14 protein-coding genes are annotated in these 22,104 nt (G+C 57.6%); 7 read left to right on the forward strand and 7 right to left on the reverse strand.

The window, feature by feature from the left end; genetic code table 11:
- Positions 1-150: 150 nt before the first annotated feature.
- Positions 151-930, forward strand: a complete 780-nt coding sequence (locus J3U88_RS20145; protein ID WP_207860750.1) for an SDR family NAD(P)-dependent oxidoreductase — start codon at positions 151-153, stop codon at positions 928-930.
- A gap of 58 nt (positions 931-988) precedes the next feature.
- On the opposite strand, the gene J3U88_RS20150 is transcribed toward J3U88_RS20145, so the two are convergent.
- Positions 989-1,381, reverse strand: coding sequence for a VOC family protein (locus J3U88_RS20150; protein ID WP_207860751.1), 393 nt, complete (start codon positions 1,379-1,381; stop codon positions 989-991).
- Positions 1,382-1,946: 565 nt separating this feature from the next.
- Between J3U88_RS20150 and J3U88_RS20155 the strand changes: the two genes are divergently transcribed.
- Positions 1,947-5,621, forward strand: a complete 3,675-nt coding sequence (locus J3U88_RS20155; protein ID WP_207860752.1) for a CUB domain-containing protein — start codon at positions 1,947-1,949, stop codon at positions 5,619-5,621.
- Between the two features lie 76 nt (positions 5,622-5,697).
- On the opposite strand, the gene J3U88_RS20160 is transcribed toward J3U88_RS20155, so the two are convergent.
- A complete protein-coding gene (locus J3U88_RS20160) occupies positions 5,698-9,537 on the reverse strand; it encodes a PKD domain-containing protein (protein WP_207860753.1) in 3,840 nt (1,279 codons plus the stop codon).
- A 359-nt stretch (positions 9,538-9,896) separates the two neighbouring features.
- Here J3U88_RS20160 and J3U88_RS20165 point away from each other — a divergent pair, with 359 nt between their 5' ends.
- From J3U88_RS20165 to J3U88_RS20175, 3 genes are read left to right on the forward strand one after another with little or no spacing between them, the layout of a single operon-like run.
- A complete protein-coding gene (locus J3U88_RS20165) occupies positions 9,897-10,811 on the forward strand; it encodes a peptidoglycan-binding domain-containing protein (protein WP_207860754.1) in 915 nt (304 codons plus the stop codon).
- Between the two features lie 48 nt (positions 10,812-10,859).
- Complete coding sequence (locus J3U88_RS20170) at positions 10,860-11,255, forward strand: hypothetical protein (RefSeq protein WP_207860755.1); 396 nt, start codon at positions 10,860-10,862, stop codon at positions 11,253-11,255.
- Positions 11,255-12,856 carry a hypothetical protein gene (locus tag J3U88_RS20175; protein WP_207860756.1) on the forward strand — a complete coding sequence of 534 codons (1,602 nt, stop codon included), beginning with the start codon at positions 11,255-11,257 and terminating at the stop codon, positions 12,854-12,856. The genes J3U88_RS20170 and J3U88_RS20175 overlap by 1 nt, the downstream gene beginning before the upstream one ends.
- Here J3U88_RS20175 and J3U88_RS20180 read toward each other — a convergent pair.
- On the reverse strand, positions 12,814-13,629 hold the full coding sequence (locus J3U88_RS20180) for an N-acetylmuramoyl-L-alanine amidase-like domain-containing protein (protein ID WP_207860757.1): 816 nt from the start codon (positions 13,627-13,629) through the stop codon (positions 12,814-12,816). The two genes, J3U88_RS20175 and J3U88_RS20180, sit on opposite strands and share 43 nt — an antisense overlap.
- A gap of 190 nt (positions 13,630-13,819) precedes the next feature.
- Here J3U88_RS20180 and J3U88_RS20185 point away from each other — a divergent pair, with 190 nt between their 5' ends.
- The gene (locus J3U88_RS20185; protein ID WP_207860758.1) at positions 13,820-14,494 is read left to right on the forward strand and encodes a response regulator transcription factor; all 675 of its coding nucleotides are present in this window, start codon (positions 13,820-13,822) and stop codon (positions 14,492-14,494) included.
- Positions 14,495-14,660: 166 nt separating this feature from the next.
- Entirely contained in the window at positions 14,661-15,404 is a 744-nt protein-coding gene (locus J3U88_RS20190; protein WP_207860759.1) for a hypothetical protein, read from the forward strand.
- Between the two features lie 79 nt (positions 15,405-15,483).
- On the opposite strand, the gene J3U88_RS20195 is transcribed toward J3U88_RS20190, so the two are convergent.
- The 4 genes from J3U88_RS20195 to J3U88_RS20210 form a co-directional block, all read right to left on the reverse strand.
- Positions 15,484-16,665 carry an FIST signal transduction protein gene (locus tag J3U88_RS20195; protein WP_207860760.1) on the reverse strand — a complete coding sequence of 394 codons (1,182 nt, stop codon included), beginning with the start codon at positions 16,663-16,665 and terminating at the stop codon, positions 15,484-15,486.
- Positions 16,666-16,883: 218 nt separating this feature from the next.
- Positions 16,884-18,665 carry a signal peptide peptidase SppA gene (gene sppA / locus J3U88_RS20200; RefSeq protein WP_207860761.1) on the reverse strand — a complete coding sequence of 594 codons (1,782 nt, stop codon included), beginning with the start codon at positions 18,663-18,665 and terminating at the stop codon, positions 16,884-16,886.
- A 589-nt stretch (positions 18,666-19,254) separates the two neighbouring features.
- On the reverse strand, positions 19,255-21,489 hold the full coding sequence (locus tag J3U88_RS20205; protein ID WP_207860762.1) for a xanthine dehydrogenase family protein molybdopterin-binding subunit: 2,235 nt from the start codon (positions 21,487-21,489) through the stop codon (positions 19,255-19,257).
- Complete coding sequence (locus tag J3U88_RS20210) at positions 21,486-21,953, reverse strand: (2Fe-2S)-binding protein (RefSeq protein ID WP_341535190.1); 468 nt, start codon at positions 21,951-21,953, stop codon at positions 21,486-21,488. The genes J3U88_RS20205 and J3U88_RS20210 overlap by 4 nt, the downstream gene beginning before the upstream one ends.
- Positions 21,954-22,104 lie beyond the last annotated feature (151 nt).

Here is a 22,104-nt window from a genome sequence, read left to right on the forward strand (position 1 = left end):
GGAAGCACCCACTGCATGATAAACTACGGGACTTGCCGGTCGAATAGCGACCACCTTTTTACATAAAATCGAATTGAATGGAATGCCGCCCGCACGTCCCACCAGGGTTGATGTGACGCGAAACGATGCAGGCGGAAAAGAGGAATGTTCATGAACACCAACCGTGAGGGCCGTCTTCAAGCAACGGCTTTGGTTACCGGCGCCGGAACCGGTATCGGCCGCGCCCTGAGTTTCGCCTTGGCCAATCTCGGCATCAATGTCCTCGGCGTGGGCCGCCGCGAGCATTTGCTCCAAGAGACCCGCGACGCTTTTCCCGACCTCATCCACATTTTGGTCGCCGATCTTGCCACGGAAGAAGGCCGACGCGCGGTCATCGCGGCGGAAGCGGCCAAAAACGGCTTTGGCTTGGTGGTCCACAACGCCGCCACCTTGCAACCGGTCGCCCCGCTTCTGGAAATCGACCACCAAGCTTGGATCGAGCACATGGCGATTAACGTCCACGCCCCCCTGTTTTTGACCCAGTTGGTAGTGCCCCACATGGTACGCGGCGGCCGAATATTAAACATTTCGTCGGGCGCGGCCCACAACGCCTATCGCGGCTGGGGCGCCTACTGCACGAGCAAAGCCGCCCTCCACATGATTTACCAGGTCCTCAAGGAAGAGTTGGCGGATCGCGAATTGATGATCGGCAGCGCGCGGCCCGGGGTTGTCGACACCCCGATGCAGGCGGAAGTGCGCACGGCCTCCCCGGAAATCTTTCCAGACCTCCAGCGTTTTCTCGATCTAAAAGACGACGGCAACCTCCAAACCCCGGCCCACGTTGCCAAGTTCCTCACCTGGCTGTTGCTCGACGTCGACGACGAAAAGTTCACCCACAAAGAATGGGACGTGCGTGACGCGGCCCACCACGAATACTGGGACCGCCATTAATCAATACCTCAATGAAGCCACACCAAAACGGAAGCGGGGCCAAACGCCCCGCCTTCCTTTATGTTTCTTCTCGGGCGGGCCACTGATTGGCACCCGCCGGAAAGGTTTTGGTGTGCTTGGGCACAATGCAGAAGCGATGACCGCCGGGTGCCTCCATCACCTGCCAATCTTTGACGCCACGTACCTTGACAGCGCCGATTTGTTGGACACGTTCGACTTCCGCTTCGACGTTGTCGGTTTCCACATCGAGGTGAACACCCGGCGCGTCGTCCGTCCGTTGCAGCAGGAGTTCGACATGGTCGACGGGGATTTTTAACGAAACATACCGATGCTCGGTGTCGGCGTCGTCGGCAATTACATTGCCGAACAAAGCCTGCCAAAAAGCCAAGGCCGCGTCCCATTGTTCGGGCGGGCAGTCAATCACAATGGTGGATAGTTTGCTTTGATGCATGTTCCCTCCTTTGGGGGTTGCGTGGGTTGTCCCAGGCACATGGCAACGCGAACAACATGCCACGCCGGCGGTGGCGCCTGTTCATCCCCCGAGACCATGATCTTAACCCGCATTTCTCACAAGGACTTCTGCTACGCGGCAACCCATGCGATTACGAGGGGGCGGCCTTCCGCGGGGCGGCCTTCCGCGGGGCGGCCTTCCGCGGGGCGGCCTTCCGCGGGGCGGCCTCCCGCTTTACTCAGTCGAGCAATACGCGACGTAGCGCTGCTACGCCGAAGGGTCGGCCCCGCGATAGGTCGGCCCCGCGATAGGTCGGCCTCGCGATAGGTCGGCCCCGCTCCGTTTGCGCTTGGTCCTAATCTTCGCACTCACCAGGCTTTCAGCTTCTCGCGACGAATCCTTGTGAGAAATGCAGGCTATCAACGAAAGACCCGGGGAATTTCGACGATGTGCAGATTGTTCGGAAAAAGAGTGAACTTATCTCCTTCTCTCTGATATATTAATCACACTTTACATATCTATTACTTAAATAACACATAGGTTTGACATCCATTAAGGAGAGAACATGCGTTTCCCCGTTTTCTGTTTCCATCTCTTATTGCTGGCTTTACCGCTTGCAGCACAACACCAACCCGGTCCCTGTCGGGTTGGCCCCGATTTAGGCAAACACCTCCAACTTCGCTACCAACAGCAACCGGCACTCGAAAAAATAGCCCGCGACGCCGAGGCCCGACAAAACCAAAAACTGGCGGAATTCAACACCCTGCCCCCACCTTCCAAACGCGGCCCCATCTACACGATTCCGGTGGTTTTCCACGTGATGACCTGGCAAAGCGACAGCGGTAACGACGGTTTCGTGGACGACGCCAAGATCCACGAGGCGATGGACATCGTTAACCGCGAGTTCAACGCCCTCAACGGCGCCTTCGACGACATCGAACCGGCCTTCGCGGGCCTGGTTGCCGATCCTCAAATCGAATTTGTGTTGGCGCAACGGGACCCCGACGGCAACCCCACCAGCGGGATCACCCGCGACGTCACCATCCATACCTACAACGGCCTGTGGGACTTTCCCGAATTGAAGCGGGTCCACGTTTGGCCCCGTGATAAGTACCTCAACATTTGGGTGGTGCAGAGTTCGGACGGCGGCAACGGCTCGGCCTGGGCGTACCTGCCCGCGCAAGTGGCCGAGGGCAGCGGCATTGAGGATTTGGACGGCATTGTGATTTCTACCTGGGCATTGGGCGCGACCACGCCGGGTTACCATTCGATCCTCACTCACGAAATCGGGCACTCCTTGAACCTGCGCCACACCTGGGGACCGGGCGCCCACGGATCAGCCGAGGCCTGTGATGAGGACGACGACGTTGCCGACACACCCAATTGCAGCGGCGCCTCAGGGTGCAACACCAACCGCCGCACCTGCGGCAGCCAGGACATGATTCAGAACTTTATGGATTACGCCACCTGCCCGATTGCCTTCACGCAAGGCCAGGTGACCCGCATGCATGCCGCGCTGAACAGCGATGTGGCCTTGCGGAACCATTTGTGGTCGCAGGACAACTTAATCGATACCGGGCTGGCGAACGGTCCCGCGCGCGCTTCTTTCGCGACCTCGGCCAAACGCATCACACCCGGCGAAGCGGTTCAATTTTACGATACCTCGGCGGCGGATCACCAGGCGATTACGAACTGGAGCTGGTCGTTTCCGGGCGGATCACCGTCGTCCTACCAGGGACAAAACCCACCCGCGGTTGTTTATGACCAAGCGGGCCGCTTTGATGTGATTTTGTCGGTAACCACCGCCGCGGGCTCGCACCAAACCCATCGCCGCCGGTACATTGAGGTCGCCCATGATTTGGTCATGCACCCCGGCACGGCCGTGGTGGGTCCGGGCACCTTTACCGATTCGCAGCCGACCCGCTATTACGATCAGAATGTGGACCAGACGTTAACCGCCCTGCCCGCCGAGGCGGGACGGATGTTGCGCGTTTCCTTCGCCGAATTCCGCCTGGGCGCGGGTGATTCCCTGCGCATTTACGACGGCACCTCCAGCGCGGCACCTTTGTTGGGCAACTACACCGGCACCCAATCGCCCGGCGTGGTCACGGCAAGCAACGCCCAAGGCGCGCTCACCTTCCGCTTTGTCGCGGACGGCGACGACAACAACTACGGCTGGAGCGCGGGTCTGGATTACGCCGATGCGGCGACCACGATCATGCAAAACGGCAGCTTCCAAGTGGCGGGCGGTGATTTCGTCGATCCCGGCCTGAACGGCAACTACGGGGTTGAATACGATCAAACCATGACCCTAACCCCGGCACAGCCGGACAGCAAGCTGCGCGTGACTTTTACCAGCTTTAAGATGGAAGATGTCGACGAGAACTGCGAATTCGATTACCTGCAAATCTACGACGGAACCAACACGGGCGCGCCGCTGATCGGTTCGTTCTGCAGCACGGGTTCACCGGGCATTATCACCGCGACCAACCCACAAGGTGCGCTCACCTTCCGCTTCGTCTCGGACGATAACCGCACCGGTCCCGGTTGGCGCGCGTACCTGAGCCAAATCACCGAGGCCGATGACGAGATTTTGATGCGCCAAGGTACGCAAACGACTTCCGGCGCGGTCTTTATGGACGGCGGCAAGTTCGCGAACTACAGTGACAACACCGATCAAACGCTGACCCTGCGCCCCCAAGACTCGGATCGCAAACTCCGGGTTACCTTTGCCGCCTTCCTGATGGAACACGACGATGCCGACTGCGCTTACGATGTGGTGACGGTGTTTGACGGGGAAACCACCGCGGCGCCCCAAGTTGGGACCTTCTGCAACACCAACTCGCCCGGCGTGGTGGCGGCGACCAACCCAACCGGCGCCTTGACCTTCCGCTTCGTCACGGACGACAACACCACCGCGCCCGGTTGGAGTTCCTTGGTGGCGCAGGTCGACGCGGCCGACACGACGCTGTACCCGATGCAAAGCGGCACGGTCCAAGCCGAATCGGGCATCTTCACGGACGCGGGTCGCTACGGCGCCTACAGCAACGACGCCGACACGGTGATGACTTTTGTCCCGCCCAGCGGGAATCCGCTCACCTTCACCTTCGGCGCCTTCAGCATGGAACCAACGGATCGCACCTGCCTGTACGACATGTTGGAAATCTACGACGGCACCGACACCAATGCCCCGTCCTTGGGTGTCTTCTGCAACACGACCTCGCCCGGCAAGGTCACGGCCGGCAACCCGAGCGGCGCGCTCACCTTCCGTTTCATTTCTGACGACAACACGACCGGCCATGGTTGGGCGGCGCATTTTGGAACGGAAGCCACCCCCAACCAGGAACCCGAGGTGGCGGTGACGGCACCGGGCGACGGGGCGGTTTTCACCGCGGGTACAACCATCACCTTCAGCGGAACCGCGACGGATGCAGAGGACGGCGATCTTGCCGCCAACCTGAGCTGGACTTCTTCACTGGACGGGGCACTGGGTAACGGCGCCGCCTTCAGCATCAGCACGCTTTCGGTCGGTACCCACACCGTAACGGCCTCGGTGAACGACAGCGCGGGCGCGTCAGGCTCGGCCGCGATCTCGGTTACGGTTGAAGCGGGTAACGAGGTGCCCACCATTGGCGACGGGGAAACGGTTTCGGGGCTGCAAGCCCAACAGGGTCAATGGATTTACTACCGCATCGCGGTTCCCGACAATGCGGCCAACCTGACCCTGGCGATCAGCGGCGGCAGCGGCGACGCGGACCTTTACATTCGCCACGCCCAACAACCCACCCAAGACGATTGGGACTGCCGCCCCTACCGCTCCGGCAACAACGAAAGCTGTACGGTCGCTTCCCCGGCGGCGGGCGACACCTACATTGGCATTCGCGCCTACAACAGCTTCAGTAACCTGCAACTCACGGCAAGCTACCAAAGCGATGACCGCGTCGGGTTTACCGAGACGGACCTGGCGGCGGACCAAGGCGCGTGGCGGCATTTCCAAATCCAAGTGCCGGCCGGCGCAAGTCGCCTGGACATCAGCATCGAAGGCGGCAGCGGTGACGCGGACCTGTACGTCAAACGCGGTGCCCAACCCAGCGAAAACGATTGGGATTACCGTCCCTGGGTCAGCGGCAACCAGGAATCGGTGGCGGTACCCAACCCGCAAACCGATACCTGGTTCATCAGCCTGCGCGGTTACCGAGCATTCAGCGGCGTAACCCTAAACGTCCACTACCAAAACTAACCCGATCCAAAGGCGTCATTCCCAAGGGCATCTATCGGAGGGCGGTGTTTCGTGCACCGCCCTTCTTTTTGCATGGTTACTGGGTTTGCGCGGGCAGGCCGGCGAATTGCTCGCCCAAACCGTTGGCACCCAGTGTGCCGAACAACTGAAACCCGTTAATGGTTTTTCGGTCGGCCTGCACTTCCAGGTAGGCGGCGTTGGCGGGTAAGCCGCCGGTGAACAAGGTTTCGGGCAAAGCCACCAACTTCGAAAGCGGCGCCAATTCACGCGTGGTTTCGGCGAGTTTGGTGCCGCCGCCGGAATAGGCGGTTAAGGTCACGTTGGTCACCTGCTCGCCCACGTTCAACAAGGAAATCCCGGTCCAGCGCTTGCCGGCCACAATGTCGAGATGCGGGAAACACAGGTGGTCGGTCAGGTTTTCCACGGCGGGAAAACCTGCCAATCGTTTGCCGCCGGGATCGCCAAACAATTCAAACCCGGAGATCGAGCTGTCGGCCTCCACCTTGATCCAGGCAATCCCGTGGTCGGCCCCAAACAAACCCTCCACGGTATTGAGCAACTTGCCGTTGGGCGCCAATTGTTGCCCCAGCAGCGATGCCACGACCTGACCGTTTTGGTTGTAGCCAAACAGGTTGTAGCCGGCGGTCACCGGCTCGGCGTTGATCAGCGCGATCCCGGTCCAGAAGTTCACGGTATCGGCGGCCACGTGGGTGAAATAAATGGTGTTGGCGTTGCTGAGGAAATTGGGGTTGGCGGCACGGGGCAGCACCATCTCCAAACCGGCCATCTGTTTGGCGCCGTCCACGCGACCAAAGACCTCGATCCCGCTGATACTGGGACGCCCGTCGCGGTCCTTGAAACGGCCCCACTCCGGCAGGGTCGCGAACTTTTCGCGGAAACGGAAATCGGTCTGCGCCGAAACCGCGTTGGTGCCGATTTCGGTGTTTTGGTCGGCCACGCTGAAATCGAGGGATTGGTTTTGCTCGCCGCCGTTAATCACAATCGCCCGGGTGTACCATTGCTCGGTACGGGCCGCGATGTGGGGCACGATTACCTCGGATTGAAGCGATTTGGAGGCGCCCACGCTCATCAACTGGCTGCGATCACGGGTTTCGGCGTTCACAAAACCCACCAAGCGCCGCGTCGACAGCACCTTGACCCATTTGATGCGAACGGCTTTTTTCACATTGTTCTCGGAACCAAAAAAGGTGAGCGCCGGTTGGTAAAGACGTTGTTTCGGCTGCAACCCCAAGGTACGCTGCTCGATGGTTTTGCCCTGGGCGTCCAAACCAACGATGGTCACCTCAACCGCTTGGTTATGCACATTCACCAAACCGATGTTGCTGGACAGGCTGCCGTCCTCAACCATAAACGGCAGAAACAGTTGCGGCTGCAGCGTGGTCACGGCGAACCCGTAACTGAGGTTGCGTTTTTTGCCGTTTTTGGCGGGCAGCAAGGAAAACACCAGCAGGTAATCGCCTTGGGCGACATCCTCGATGAGGATGGTATCGTTTTGCACGGTGAAGGCGTCAATGGGTTCGGCGCCGGGTTGACCGTTTACCACGCTGTAAACGGCCACCAAAAAGGCCTCGGGACTGTCAAGCTCGAGACGTATGTCGCGGCCGTCGCGGTCGACGTTAAACAAGAAATAATCGAGCGGGTCTTCGTCGCTGATGATCAACTGATCGTAAACCCCGCGCGTCAGCGGTTTGGCCTCGGTAAAAGAGTTGTTGGGTTCGAAATCGCTGTCACCCAAATCCGCGATCCGCAGCGCGCGCACCGCCGGGGTTTCCCCTTCGTTAACCTGGGTTTTTACCGAGACCTGCACCGACACGTCTAAGCTGCTTTGACCGCCGCTGTCAAAAATGATCGGCCCGGCCTCACGACCTTCCCAGGTTCTCGGCGACGCATGGGGTCCGAAATCCCAGATGAAGGTCATCTCCAAATCGTTGGGATCATAACCAACAGCCTCGAAATAAACGGGATCGCCGGGCGCCACGGTGTAGGTACCGTCGGGTTCGACGATTTCAACCTCGGGTTTCAAACGCGCATCGTAGACCTGAATAATGCGGAAATCATCGATCCCCTCGCAGGCCTGACGACTGTCGCACGCCTCCAATTCCAACTGGTACAAACCCACACCGGGAAAGGTAAAGGGTTCCGGCTTGAGCGCGGTACTAAACGGCGCCTCATCTTCGTCGTCGCCGTAGTCTTCCAGTTCCAAGAACCAGCCAACCTGGAGCGGTAGGTCACCGTCCAGATCACTCGCGGTCCCTTCAAGAACCAGCGGTTGCGCGACGTCATGCAGCAGCGTGCGCGCGGAGAAGAAGTCGGTAAAATTGCCGGCGCGCAACGGGGGTTGGGTAATCTCGGTGATGGGTGGAATATTGGACTGGTCAAACACCACCACCCGCCATTCCTGTGGGTAAAGCGTCCAAACACCGTTGGCACCGCGCGCGAACACGCGCGGGAAATACTCGCCGGAGCGGTCGTAGGCCACGTTGCCGGGGGTTTGTTTTTCGGAGGTGGTCCCGTTGTCAAAGTCCCACAGATAGGCGGTTGCCGGGGCGCCGCTCGCGTCGACGGCGGTGGCGGAGAAAAAGAAGTTAAATCGTTCCGGCCCCAACATTTGCAACTCATCGGGGCTGTACGTGGTGAACCGGGGCGCCTGACTTTCCTCAAAGTTTTCGGGGAACACATTGATGTAAATGCGGGTGGCGCGCCCTACAGCACCGCTGCTGTCGGTAGCAACCGCATCGACCCAAAACAAACCGGTTTCCGGGAAGGGAATCTCGTCCAGGCGTTCGCCGTTGAATTGGCGGCCGTCGGAGAACACCCAGGAAACGGTGGCCGCCTCACCTTCAAATTCTTCAATCTCGGCGGCGAAGGGCACCGCGTCACCCACCTCGATTTGCACATCAAAACCCGGCTCGAGGATGTCCACATCCGGCGGAACATTGGTAATCACCAGCAGGTTACGGTAATCGGGAATGGGATCGGATCGGTCTTCGTCGTCGGGATCAATCAGGTAAAAAAGGGCGGTCAGTTCTTCTTCCTGGGTAAAGGTCGCTTCAACTTCTAAACCGTCCAAAACCAGCACCTGACTGCTATCCTCACGCTCAAACACCCAGCGCCCGGTGTAATTGCCGGCCGGCGCGCCTTCGACCGGGCCGCCGCGGAACAGCATCGGTTGGCCGGGTCGAATAATCACCCCACCCAACTCTGCTTGCTCTTCATCCGGGACCGCCGGCTCAATGATCACCCCGTCAACGGGCGGCGTTTCTTCATAGATATAAATCGCTGTTTCTTCTGCAACGGGATTGGTAAAACCTTTGCTGTCCCGCACGAATAAACGCACCAGGTAGGTGCCGGGATAGGAAAAACATTTGGTGCCTTCTTCACCCTCGGCCACGGTGCCGTCGTCAAAATCCCAGTAGACGGAGACCGCGTCCTCGTCGTCGTAATCAAACCCATAACCGGCGTAGGCGACCGGCTCATTGACGGCAAAAACCATCCCCATTTGGGGGTCCTCGAGATTCGGCAAGGGTTCGCCGTTGGGGGTGTCGTCACCCTCGTTGACCAACACCAAATGGGTGTAGGGATCGGGGGCGGTGTCGCCGTCCGCGTCAACCGTAACCAAACTGATTTGGTACACACCGGCGGCGGTGAAGGTAATTTCCTGTTCCGCGCCGGCCAGTTCACGGCCGTCACTAATCACCCAGCGGTAATCGTTGGCTTCTTGATCAGGATCTTGTTCGGCTTGCAAACGAATGGTTTCACCAACGTTGAAAACCTGTTGCTCCAGGGCGAAATAGCCATCGCCTTGTTCCGGGCCTTGCTCCGCAAACACCGACGCGCCAAACCCGATCAGCAACAACACCGTCAAAACACCTTGGACCCTATCCTTAAAACGCATGAACCGCACCCCTCTTAAAAGGTTCTTTTTCCAGCCGACGCGACAAAAAAGTCGACACCAAGATATGTGATTGCAAGCAGTTCATTATGACAGAGATTGATCGACTGCACGTGATGAATGCCCGCGCCCGTTCCTTACAGAAAAAACAACCGCTTCAAAAACCAGCCACGCCTCGCAAAAGCGCCGCGCAGGCCACAAGCAAGCACATAGCAGCAAAATCACTTCTAACCCACATTTTTCACAAGGCTTGCAACTTCTTTCGAGCAATCCTCGTGAAAAAATGCGGGCGGAGGGTGAATTTTCACAACAAGAATGTTAGGATCGTTTTATCCAATACCATCTCACCAAGAGGTCTCTTGATGACACTAAGCCGCGAAACCCCAAAGGGTTCGGATTCGGTCGCCGCCATCCAACAATTGCTGGTGGAACTCGGTTTTCATCCCGGTAAATGTGACCACGAATTTGGCGAAATGACCGAACGCGCCGTCATTCGTTTTCAGGAATTTGCCGGCATCTACGCCGACGGCACCGTCGGTCCGATTACCATGACCGCCCTAGAAAACGCCTACCAACACCACGTCATTGAACTGAATTCGCCGGGTACCGCCGCCGCCGGCAACGGGCTGCTCCCCTTTACCAAAGTACCCGCCGACAGCTATCCCGGCGGCAACCCCCAGTTGTTCCTGCGCGCCGACGCCGCCGCCGACTTTCGCCTGCTCAAACAAAAGGTCAACGACCTCGGCGGTTTGCTTACCTCCTCAGCCGGACGCCGCGCCTTGAGCGCCCACGTCTCTTACAACCGCGCCTCAGCCTCGTTCCACTACCTCGGCCTTGCCTTCGACCTCTTCTTCTGGAGCGGCCTCCACCATTTGGATAAGGACCCCTACTTGGTCCAATTGGCGGATCAGGCGAAACGCCGCTTGCGCGTTTGGGTCCGCTGCGATCCGGCGCGGGTCGAACCGGTCACGCTTGAGCATGTCTTGGTGGCGGGCGATCCCGGCTTTTCCCAAAGAAAAACCATCACCGGGCCTTTTGCCGACCTGACCGCACTGGCTGAAAAACACCACTTCTTCCCCATCCCCTACCGCCGACGCTTTGAACAAAACGGCGATACACTCGCCTCGGAATGGTGGCACTTTCAGTACCACAAAGGCCTGATTCCCGGTTCAAGCACCTTCGGCGGCGAACTGCGCAAAGTCTATCCGCTCGACCAACTCGAGGGGACGCCGCCCTGGCGTTACCGCGACCGAATTTTCCACCAGCACCGTTTTTAACCCGGTTTCCGCCAAGACCGCGACACCGGTCATTAAAGGAGCACGACCATGAGCAGCACCATTCCGTCCGGCCCGCTTTCCAAATTCTGGGACAACCTCGAAGCCATGATTTCCGACATCACTACCCTGGACGTGGTCACCCTGACGGGCGATATCGACGTCACCCTCAATCAGCAGGCCGATGCGGGCGGCGCGGCGGACCCGGCCGAAACCATCACCTTCCAAGACATCCTCAAAAACATCCAAGCGGTTAAAAGCCAAGGTTTAAACGCGGTTGCGGTGACCCATATCGAGGTCGACATGGACACGGCCCTGTTCGTCAAGGACAACCTCACCCCGCAGCAGCAGAATCTGCTTACCCTTCACAATCAAAGCGTCGAGCAGGCCCGCAACGCCCGCCACGCCTTTATTCAAGCCACACTTGAAGCCTTTAAAATCAGTTAATGACCACGTGGATTGGCTTTGACACGGTTGCCGAAGGTGCCAACCCGTTACTGACCCTGGCGAGCTTGGATCAACATCTCGATCTTGGCGGGATCGCGGCTTGGTCCGAGGCCGCGGGCGTGCCGGATCCCACTTTGGTCTACCACCTCCGCCAACTGGGTTATCTGGCGGGGGGCGACACACCACCGACACCCAGCCAACTGCAGCACGCTTGCGCGACGGTCGCCGCGGAATGGCCGGACCTGCCTGGCCATGATCCCGCCGATCCCGACTTTCGCGAGGCCGTGGCCGCCTTAACCACTTTTGAACCGTTGGTTTTACCCACCATCGCTTATCCCATTCGCCAGGGTGCCCGTCACCTCCGCGTGCGGGTGGCCGCACTGCAACTCACCCGGCTAGGGCTGTACCACGGACCCATCGGCAACGAACTGGACGCGGCCCTGCTCCACGCCTTTAACCAATTCCGCGCGGTACTTGGGCTCAACCAAGCTACCCCGCAACCCGACCCGGCAACGGTTGACCGGGCGACCATGACCCTCCTCGGCGATCCTTACCAAATGGGCGCGCGATTTTTTGCCAACTGCAAACCGAACGAAAACCAACCGGGCGGCTTTTGCCTGACCACGCCCTGCCTGCTCAGGCCCGAATCCGTCGCCCAAGGCCTAACCGGCTTATCTTTTGGCATACTCCAACAGCGAGGCGATTTCGACGCCGACCAGAGCACCCTGCCCAGCACGGATCCCCACGGCCTCACCAACCGCTTTGGCTTGGCCTTGCTGCAAACCCAACTTTGGATGAGCGGCTGTTACCACCACCTTCAGGACGGCATGGCGGGCGCGGCCACGGTTGAGGCACTGACGACCTGGCTGCAAGAGCAATTGCTCGACCCGGCCAAAACCATGCGCCATATTCCGGGACAGCTTGTCATCGCGCCCCATTGTTTTGTGGTTTTCGGTTTTAGCCGACCCACCGATGCCGAGGTCACGGCCCACGAGACCCAACTGTTGGCACTAAACCCGGTAGCACTACCGCCACCGCCGGAAACAGCCGCGGCAACACCCAAAAAATCCTGGCTGGGGAGAACCTGGAACAACCTTAAAAAATGGGGCAACCGCGCCTATGCCTCGGTCCGCAACAGTCTGGTTCACGCGGGGCGCGCGGTCGCCAAGGGCGCTTTGTCGGCTTGGCAAAGTATCACGGGTCTGTGGCAAACCGCCTTGCGCTGCTTCACCGCGGTGCGAGACCGACTAACCCAACATCTCAGCCTTTTCTGGCGCCATTGTCGAACCTTGGGCCGCCTGATTCGCGGTCGTCCCATCGTCAGCGGCACGCCCGAGGCCTTTATCGCCACCCGGTGGCTGGGCACCGGGGACATCATCAACTTCGCAAGCGGCAAGACCGATCCCTTGGTTGCGTCCCAACAGCAACGCGTCGACGGCACTTTTTCAGACGCGATCCTGGCGCTGAACCTGTTGGGCGCCCTGCTGCGCACCCTGGTGCAAGCGGTAACGGGAAACTGGCTCGCCCTGGCCCTATCCCTGTTCCGCGCTTGGCGTCCTTACTTGGGTCTAAACACCATCACCCCGGTCTGGGTGCGGTGACCCGCCAAGTAGGCTGACAGCGGTTCCTTGGTAATTTCGACCTTCTTGTTTTTGGAACTGGCGTGCAGCATGTGCAGCCGGCCCTCGACAAAGACCGCCAACCCCACGTGAACCACGTCCAAACCCGCGATGGAGGTGGTAATGGCCAAAATATCGCCTTCCACAATCCCCGAGGCGGCGGCATCAAGCCGAGCTTTGGGCAGGTAAGTGCGTTTGTGGCGATTGAGTTCGGTTTCGACAGCCTCAATTTGGGACAAGGCCTGGTCATCGGTTTTTAGCGCTTGGTAACTCTTGCGATGCTTGGACATAAAGTCGATGGTTTTGTCATAAGGCTCGCCGCCGAGCGCCGCGGTCACGTCTTCCACCATGCCCTGTTCCGCATTTTCGCGAGCCCAATCGGTGGTGTAGTGCAGCCGCGAGGCATAACCTTCAATGCGGCCGTCACGGTAGCGCAACCGCTGCAGCAGCGCACGATAGTTTTCATAGGATTCAGGCGCATGAGCCAACGCCAACACGGACTCCGCGAAGGTGAAACAATCAAACCCGTCAAAACGGACGACCAACTGTTCCTCATCATTGACTTCAAGGGTATTGGGTTCGTAAGGAACACCCAAAAACATGCGGCCGACCGCGGCCATCCGCGCACCGGTCGCTTCACTGTTAACCGCCTTGATCCGGTGGGTGAGTTCCTCAAAGCGCGCGGCCTGCGGGTCCCGACCGAAACAAGCGACTACGAAAACCCAGCACAAGGCAATCACAAGTTTTCTGTTCACAACGCCTCCCTAAACCAACCTCACTAAGGTTGGATCCTAAGGTGAAATCCGGCTTCATTATTAAAACGGCGCTCATTATACCGCGAAGGCGGCATCGGGCACCGAGGAAGCATCATTTCGAACTAACAATTTAAAGAAAACCTATGTTAGAAACGATGAGGAAACCAATGCACAGCTCATGGAGATCGTCATGACCCAAGAACCCAAACAAGGTTCAAAGCAGGTAAATGAAGGTGACCCCGCCCAAGCGAGCGGGCCGGACCAGTTCGAGGACACCGTCTTTCACAACCGCATCCTGATTTGTGACGACAACCGCGATATCCATAAGGACATCCAGAAGATTTTATCCCCGGTCCAGCCCACGGAGCTCGACCAAGAGTTGCGCAGCTTCGAGGACGCGCTATTTTCAGACGATCCCGCTTTCACAGAAAAAGCAAAAAAAACACCGGATATCCGTTACCGTATTGACTCGGCCTTTCAGGGGAAGCAGGCTTTGGAAATGGTAGAAAAAGCTGCCGATGATAACGATCCGTACACGCTTGTTTTTATGGACGTACGCATGCCGCCGGGCTGGGATGGTATCCGCACAGTCGACCAAATATGGCGCCGCTTCCCTTTTACGGAAGTAGTAATTGTTACGGCATACTCTGACTATACCTGGGACGAAATGGTGCAGAAATTGGGTGTCAACGACAAGCTTCTGTTTATCAAAAAACCGTTTGACTCACTGGAAGTGAAGCAGTTAGCGCTTAACCTAACCACCAAATGGAACACGGCGTATCGCGCTCAGCGCCACGTCGAACAACTCCAAAACGATGTTCATCGCCGCGTTGAGGCCTTAACCAAAACCCTGCATGGGATGTAGCGGTTTTTCCAAGATGTTAACAAACCTGTAAAACCCACATAACGCCATTGATTACCTGTATCAGGGTTTGCTAAAACTAGGTTTGCGCGCCTGGAAGCATGGATACGATCTTGGATTCAAACAGCCGGCAACCGGATCGACGCGTTTCACACGAGCAAGTAGGTTTATGGTGGTTGACGACAAAATTCCCCCCGCACCCGATACAGACCAAACGCTGAGCCCCACGGCCGGCGAAAAGGGATCACCCAAGGACCACCAACATCTGGAGGAGTCCGACCGTCTGTACCAACTCTCCTTGACACCCATCAATGTATTGGAACGCATTCACGCCGATATTGTTGCTTTCCTCGGCATCAGCAAAGGGATCAACGGCGAATACACCACCCTGGAAAAGAAATTGGTGTCTGGGTTTGAAAAAATCGTCCGCAAAGGCGAATGCCCCAGCTTGCTCGTTGAGGACAAAGCCACCTTCCGCGCCTTACTTTGCTTGCAATCCTATTACGATGACGAGAAGGTTACGGTGCTTCAGGAAGAATCCGGCGGCAATTTTAAGAACATCACCTACAACGTCTTCCCTACCCTCTACAAAACCGCCACCGAGGCGACCAAACTCGCCGACCAGATCAAGGAACTGCGCACCAAGCTGGGCGCAACCGTCGAGCAGAACAAACGCAACGCGATCCGCAAAAAAATCGACAAAAAGCGGGAACAAAAAGAGCAATGCTCGTTGCTCTACCAAAAAATCGTTTTTACCCACGCGGCCAACATTCAGAAGGCCCAGGGAAAAACCCGCAAAATTATGCTCCACGGTCAAGAATCCAGCTTGAACGAGCTGCTGGAATTTTTCCAGCAAAGCGGCCCCGCGGTACTCAGCAAAATGAAAGCCGCCCTCAACCGCAACCTGAACTAGCCCGCATTTCTCATAAGGCTTCGCAGCAAGAAGCTGAAGGCCTTGTGAGTAAGAAGCCTTCGGGACCCACGCGGGACCATCAACCATGCCTCGGTCGCAAGAAGCCCAGTGAACTGGTATATCCGTGCACAAAGGTGCGTCCTTGTACCGGTCCGATCTCCCCATTGCAGAAAAAACCACCCATGGGCAGGCCGTCAAAAACCGAATGCACCAGGCCGCTGTCCACATTGGGCTCGTCGTAGAAACGAATACCGCGACCCAAACAACTGAACATCAGCGCGCCGACGGGACGCCGCTCGGCAAGGGTTTCTTGGTAGCGGTCGAGTTGAAGACGCAGGTCGTCGCGCGAGGTTTGCGTGTCACGGACGTGGAACTGGGCAACCTTGATGTGGGTTAGGTCGGCACCGACCTGGAGAAAACCATGGTTGGGGTCAATACCCATTAAGTTGCGTATCAGGAAATCGCCGCGGTTGTAAATGCGGTCTTCCGGTTGCATTTCGATGCCGACAAACAAGGCGTGTCGAAACAACTGACGATCCGGCTCCGACAAGCCGGCATAGATGCTCTCGAGTACGGCGCGCGGTACTTCGCCGTTAATTTCGCGAATGACCGAACCGGCAACCGAGGTCAAAAACAGCGGACTGCCGATGGGGCGACAGCCTTGCGCCACCATGGTATCCATGGCCAGGTTTCCGTCGAATACGAGGCCGACCATGCCGCGATCCGTGCAGTGTCCGCCGTGGAACAAGGCGTGCTGTCCAGGACCCTGGCCACCGCTGACCAATCCTCCGATTTTCTGACTGAAGGGAAAGGTTTGATCCATCAGATGGAGGAAGGGATCCAGCGGACAAGAGAACGGGTCAAACAACAACACGAAGGACGGGCTATTCTCCGCGGGGACGCCAATTTTGTCGATGAGTTTGGCTGAATCCAGATCCCCGAACTCTTCGGGCGTAATTGAAAAGCTGTGACAGAACACATCCGGTAACAACCCGGCCATCACGGCCAGACCCGGTTCCATCTCGACCTCGTCACCGTCGGCGAGGATCCCGCCGCCACAGGCCCCAAAAATTTGGGCCGGCTGACACACGTCAACCAGCAAGCGCGGGATTTGATCAAACGCCCCGCGAAATTGGGCCGAGACAAACACAAAAACCACATCGGGGCTCTGCCCCTCAAACTGTTCCAGGATATACAAGCCGGCATCTTGCACCTGGGACACCAAATCGGAACCACGCGACGTTCGCGAACACCATTTCATGAGCACCTGCCGAGGCCGATAAGGACCCGTTGATTTTCTAGACCGCATCCCTTTTGGCAAACACGCGTTAGCACGCCATGGACCGCGTTAACACGGGCATCCACCGGGCGGCGCTTGGGACGTTGACGGCGAAAGCCTATCTTCTCATAAGTCGCTGTAAATGCAAAAAGGCCGCCCTCCCGACGGAAAAGCGGCCTCGTTGATCTAAGCAGTTGATATTAGTCGATTTCGAGTTCGTAAGGCAAACGTGCGTAAACACCGCGTGGATCGTTGTAGGTCTTGAGCAGTGCTTCCGCCTCGGAAATCATGCGGCGTAAATCGGTTTCGGCACGGCTTTCGGTTTGAACCATGGTGTTCATGCCCATTTTCTCCATCAGGTTCTCCATGGGCGTCATTTCTTTTTGGAATTGCTCGATTTGATAGGCTTCCAATTCAGCACGTTTGGCGGCGGCGGCCAAGGCATCTTCCAAACCACCCAATTGGTCAACCAAGCCGAGTTCCTTGGCGCGAGCGCCGGACCAAACGCGGCCCTGGGCAATCTCTGCAACTTGCTCACGGGGCAGGTTGCGGCCCTCGGAAACACGGTCCAGAAAACCCTCGTAGATGAAGTCGATGATGTCCTGCATGAAATCCAGTTCTTCTTGGCTCATGGCGCGGTAGGCGGAACCGGTGGCGGCATAGTTGTGGGTTGCGGCCACGTCGGTGGTCACCCCGTGTTCGGTCATCAGTTCCCCGAAGTTGAAGAACAAACCAAAGACACCAATGGAACCGGTAATGGTATTGGGCTCGGCAATAATTTCATCGGCGTAGGCGCTGATCCAGTAACCGCCGGAGGCGGCCAAGGAACCCATGGATACCACGATGGGTTTCTCTGCTTTGGTCAAACGAACCTCACGCAAAATCAACTCGGACGCCTGAGCGCTGCCGCCGGGCGAGTTAACGCGCAACACAACCGCTTTTACATCTTTGTCCTCACGGGCCTTGCGCAACAGACGCGCCACGGTGCGGCCGCCGACATTCTTTTTACTCTCACCGTCGACAATAGTGCCCTCGGCGTAGACAACCGCGATTTTCTCTTTGCTGGACTTTTTGATTTTGTCGGCAATAGCGGCGTGGTACTTGCCAAAACCAAGCACGTTCTCAATTTTCTTGCCCGGCTCGGTCCCGGTCACCTCGCGAAGTTCATCCAATACTTCGTCGTAATCGCGGGCTGCATCGAACAATTTGGCCTCAACGGCGGCATCGCTCATCAGGACGCCTTTTTCTTGGGCGATTTGGTTGAGTTCCTCGGCGGTCAGGCCGCGGGATTCAACCACGCCGTCAATAAAGGCGGTCATCAAATCGTTGAGCAAGGTGGTGATTTGCTCGCGGTTGGCATCACTCATTTTATCGAGCAGGTAGGGTTCGACCGCGGACTTGTACTTACCGACGCGGGTTACCTGGGCGTTGACACCGTATTTTTCAAAAGCTTTTTTAAAGAACATCATGTCGGCGGCAAAGCCGTTAAGTTCCATAAAACCGAATTTGTTGAGGTAGAGGTTATCGGCAACAGATGCAAGGTAGTAATCCCGCTCGCCGTAGTTTTCGTTGTAAGCATAAATCTTTTTACCAGAGGCTTTAAATTCAATCAAAGCACGGCGAACTTCGGCAAAGTTGGCCCAACCGGTACGCATCCCACCGCCGGCGTTGCCGGTTAGGTAAATACCGGCGATGCGATCATCGGTCGCGGCGTATTCAATGGAATCCAGCACGGTACGCAGGGTGATCCCCTCGGGCGGCTCGTTGCCTTTGGCAATTTCCCGTACAGCTTCACCGACGTCATTGCTAATGGGTTTATCTACGATGGGTAAACTCATGTTCAGTTTGAGTAGTGATTTGTCTTTAATGCCGTCGGAACCGCCGCCCACGGCGACACCAATGGCGACGAACAAGCCGCCCACGGATCCGATAATGGTAAAAGCCACAAGAACGGCCAGCACTTGCCCTAAAAAATTCTTCATCCAAACCTCGATATGGTAAATCTTTGGCAAACCCAAATGAACCCTCGGAAATGGCCCCAGCCTCACAAACGGTTGGGACAAAAGAAGGTACGACAAGGGACCTTGCCGGCTAAACGTTGGGGAGCCCAATGGACCAGGTGAATATCACAAGAATGAAAGGCCAGGTTTTAGTTAAAACCTGAATGGAAACCGCTCACGGAAAAGCGCGCGCGGTTGAGACCTCTGATGATGGATGGATCAAATCCTCGATGGGGTTGATCCACTTTAACACCCTGAGACAGGAACGTAAGGGGTAATGGAACCACAAGGTTTGTGTTTCACACCGCGTTTAGTCAGAAACGCCCGCGGGATCTTACAGAAAAAAACCTTTTTGTTCGCAATGGAGCCCCATCGGTCGTGGCGACGGTTGTCCCACAAAAGGGCAATCTTCGTTGTAGCATTCCGTTAACCCTTCTTTAAGAACAAGAAAAAGGGTGGGGCAACCTCGCTAAGGCTACCGCCACCAAGCCCGCATTTCTCACAAGGAATTCTGCGACGAAGCCTTGTGAGAAATGCGGGCCAGTCCCGTTCGATGCGAATGTTTTATTGCCTAAACAAATTTGAGGGGAAGCGCATCACCGGCAGGCGCACCCGCCTCCTCCAAGGCCGAGGCCAAGGCGGGCGGCAGGGGTGGAACGCCCGGTTCACCAACACCCGTGGGCAAATGGTTGTTTTTAACCAAGTGAACCTGAATCTCCGGCGTTTCACTCATGCGTAACATGGGATAGTCGTGAAAGTTGGATTGAACCACACGACCCGCCTCGGCGGTGATTTCGTTTTTAATCGCCAGCGACAACCCGAAAATCACGGCCCCTTCCATTTGGGCGCGGACCGAATCGGTGTTCACCATTTGGCCGCAATCCAGGGCAACATCCACACGTTCCACCTTAAAGGAGCCGTCGTCCAACTTGCGCACCCGGACAGCCTGGGCCACGTAACTCATGAAGCTGTAGTGCGCGGCGATACCGAATCCCACCCCGGCAGGGCGTTTCTCCTTCCAGCCCGACTTCTCAGCAACCAGGTTGAGTACATGGGCGAGCCGGCCGGTATTGAGTTTGTAAGGACTTTTTTCGTCGGCCTCACTAAACACCAAATCGCGCGGTTCACCGAGCAGTTTCAAGCGATACGTCAAGGCGTCGATCCCCGCCTCCTTGGCACAGGCATCCAAGAAGCGGTTGACGGCAAAGGCGTGAAACAGGTTACACACGGCACGCAGCCAACCGATACGCACATGGGCCTCGGCCTCGCCGACTTCCAGTTTAATGTTCTCAATCGCATAGGGTTGGTTGGTGAAACCCAGCCCCAATTCATTGTCGGAACCGGAACGGGCGTTGGGATCAAAGGTTGAACCAATCGAGGGGAAAACGGTGTGATGGTGCCATGCCGTGGGATAACCGTCCTCGCCCAAGGCTGCTTGCATGGTTTGTAAGCTGACACTGTGGAAATAATCGTGGCGGATGTCGTCCTCACGCCGCCAGGTCAGGCATACCGGTTTCCCGACCTGCTTGGCAAGCAGCGCCGCCTCGGCCACGAAATCGGGCTTGGATTTACGGCCAAAACCGCCACCTAACAAGGTCACATTCACGGTGACTTTGCTTGGATCTAGATCCAAGGCGCCCGCGACAACCTGGCGGGTGCGCTGGGGGGCCTGTACCGGCGCCCAAACTTCGCAGCCGGCGTCGGTGACACGGGCCACCGCGGCGGGCGGTTCCATGGAGGCGTGGGCCAATAAAGGCATGTAATAGGTGCGTTTTACCTGTTTGCCGCCCTTGGCGAAGGCGGCGGCAACATCGCCCTTTTCCCGCACCACGCGGCCGGGTTTGGACGCGGTTTCACGCAATGACTTTTGGTAGGCATCGGATGAGAAGGTACCGTTCGGCCCCACATCCCACTTCAACTTGAGCACACCGCGCGCTTTAAAAGCGGCATGGGTATCCGCGGCAATCACCGCCACCCCGCCCAAGGGCTTGAAAAGCACCGGCGCCGTGGCGCTCGGCATTTTGATAATGTCAATCACACCGGGTACGGCCCGCGCGGCGCTGTCGTCCATCTCGGTCAAGGTTGCACCGACAACCGGAACATGCTCGATGGAGGCGTACACCATCCCCGGTAAACGCACATCGGCACCGTAAACCGCTTTGCCTTGGATGATATCGGGAACATCAATCCCGGACCGCCCCTTGCCGATGAGCTTAAAATCTTTGGGATCCTTGAGTTTGGGATTCTCCGGTAGCGGCAGCTTGGCGGCGTCCGCGGCAACGTCGCCGAAACGCAATTCGCGTTTGGAGGCTTTGTGGTGAATGACCCCGCCACGGGTGAAACAGGTTTGGGCCTGAACTTGCCAGCGGTTGGCGGCGGCCTGCACCAACATCTCGCGCGCGGCGGCGGCGGCCTGGCGCATGGGCACGAATAAGGTGCGCACACTGCGCGAACCGTCGGTATTTTGGTTGCCGTATTTGGCATCGCCGGTGGCTTGGAACACCTTGACCTGGTCCAGTTCCAGTTCCAATTCCTCGGCCAACAACATGGCAAAACTGGTGCGAATGCCCTGGCCCATCTCGGAGCGCTGCACGGTCAGAGAAACGCCGCCCTCACCGTCAATCGCGACAAAAACATTGGGCGCGAAAACGGGCTCTTTCGCCGGTGGTTGATGAACCCTGGTGGGATCGAAGCCGGCGACCACCGGGTTACCGCCGACCGCCACGGCCAAACAGGTCCCCGCGGCGAGACCGGCCTTGAGAAAGTCACGGCGATCCAGGCCGCGAAACGGGGCTTGCGTCATCATGGCGTGTCCCCCTGGGCGGCGGCGTCCTTAATCGCGGCGCGAATGCGTTGGTAGGTACCGCAACGACAAATATTGCCGTTCATGGCGGCATCAATGGCGGCATCGTCCGGCTTGTTGTTGCTCGCCAGTAACGCCGCGGCGCTCATGATTTGGCCGGCTTGGCAATAACCACATTGCGGTACATTGTGCTTTATCCAACTCTGTTGCAAACGCGTTGCGTTGTCGTCCTTTAGACCTTCAATGGTCACCACTTTGTTTTCGCCAACCCCGCTTACGGGGAGCACACAGGACCGCGTCGCCACACCATTTAGATGAACGGTACAGGCCCCGCACAAAGCTTTGCCGCAGCCGTATTTGGTTCCCGTTAAGTTCATTTTATCGCGCAAGACCCAGAGTAAAGGGGTATCGGGTTCGGCCTCAACCGTTTCCACTCTGCCATTGATATTCACTTTGTAAGCAGCCACTTCGAACTCCTTCAGGTTTACCCAGGACATCGCCCAACCATGGCCGATAGCGCCCTGTTCCGAAAATCATGAATGAATCATCCAACTCTTGCGAACAAGTATACGACGGTTAAACCTCGGGGCAACAGGAAGTCCATGGGTCACCCCTGGA

The organism is Acanthopleuribacter pedis, assembly GCF_017377855.1.
Lineage (GTDB): Bacteria > Acidobacteriota > Holophagae > Acanthopleuribacterales > Acanthopleuribacteraceae > Acanthopleuribacter > Acanthopleuribacter pedis.

Coding starts and splice junctions, on each gene's coding strand:
- J3U88_RS20145 (WP_207860750.1), top strand. CDS start 151: ATGAACACCAACCGTGAGGGCCGTCTTCAAGCAACGGCTTTGGTTACC.
- J3U88_RS20150 (WP_207860751.1), bottom strand. CDS start 1,381: ATGCATCAAAGCAAACTATCCACCATTGTGATTGACTGCCCGCCCGAA.
- J3U88_RS20155 (WP_207860752.1), top strand. CDS start 1,947: ATGCGTTTCCCCGTTTTCTGTTTCCATCTCTTATTGCTGGCTTTACCG.
- J3U88_RS20160 (WP_207860753.1), bottom strand. CDS start 9,537: ATGCGTTTTAAGGATAGGGTCCAAGGTGTTTTGACGGTGTTGTTGCTG.
- J3U88_RS20165 (WP_207860754.1), top strand. CDS start 9,897: ATGACACTAAGCCGCGAAACCCCAAAGGGTTCGGATTCGGTCGCCGCC.
- J3U88_RS20170 (WP_207860755.1), top strand. CDS start 10,860: ATGAGCAGCACCATTCCGTCCGGCCCGCTTTCCAAATTCTGGGACAAC.
- J3U88_RS20175 (WP_207860756.1), top strand. CDS start 11,255: ATGACCACGTGGATTGGCTTTGACACGGTTGCCGAAGGTGCCAACCCG.
- J3U88_RS20185 (WP_207860758.1), top strand. CDS start 13,820: ATGACCCAAGAACCCAAACAAGGTTCAAAGCAGGTAAATGAAGGTGAC.
- J3U88_RS20190 (WP_207860759.1), top strand. CDS start 14,661: ATGGTGGTTGACGACAAAATTCCCCCCGCACCCGATACAGACCAAACG.
- J3U88_RS20195 (WP_207860760.1), bottom strand. CDS start 16,665: ATGAAATGGTGTTCGCGAACGTCGCGTGGTTCCGATTTGGTGTCCCAG.
- sppA (WP_207860761.1), bottom strand. CDS start 18,665: ATGAAGAATTTTTTAGGGCAAGTGCTGGCCGTTCTTGTGGCTTTTACC.
- J3U88_RS20205 (WP_207860762.1), bottom strand. CDS start 21,489: ATGATGACGCAAGCCCCGTTTCGCGGCCTGGATCGCCGTGACTTTCTC.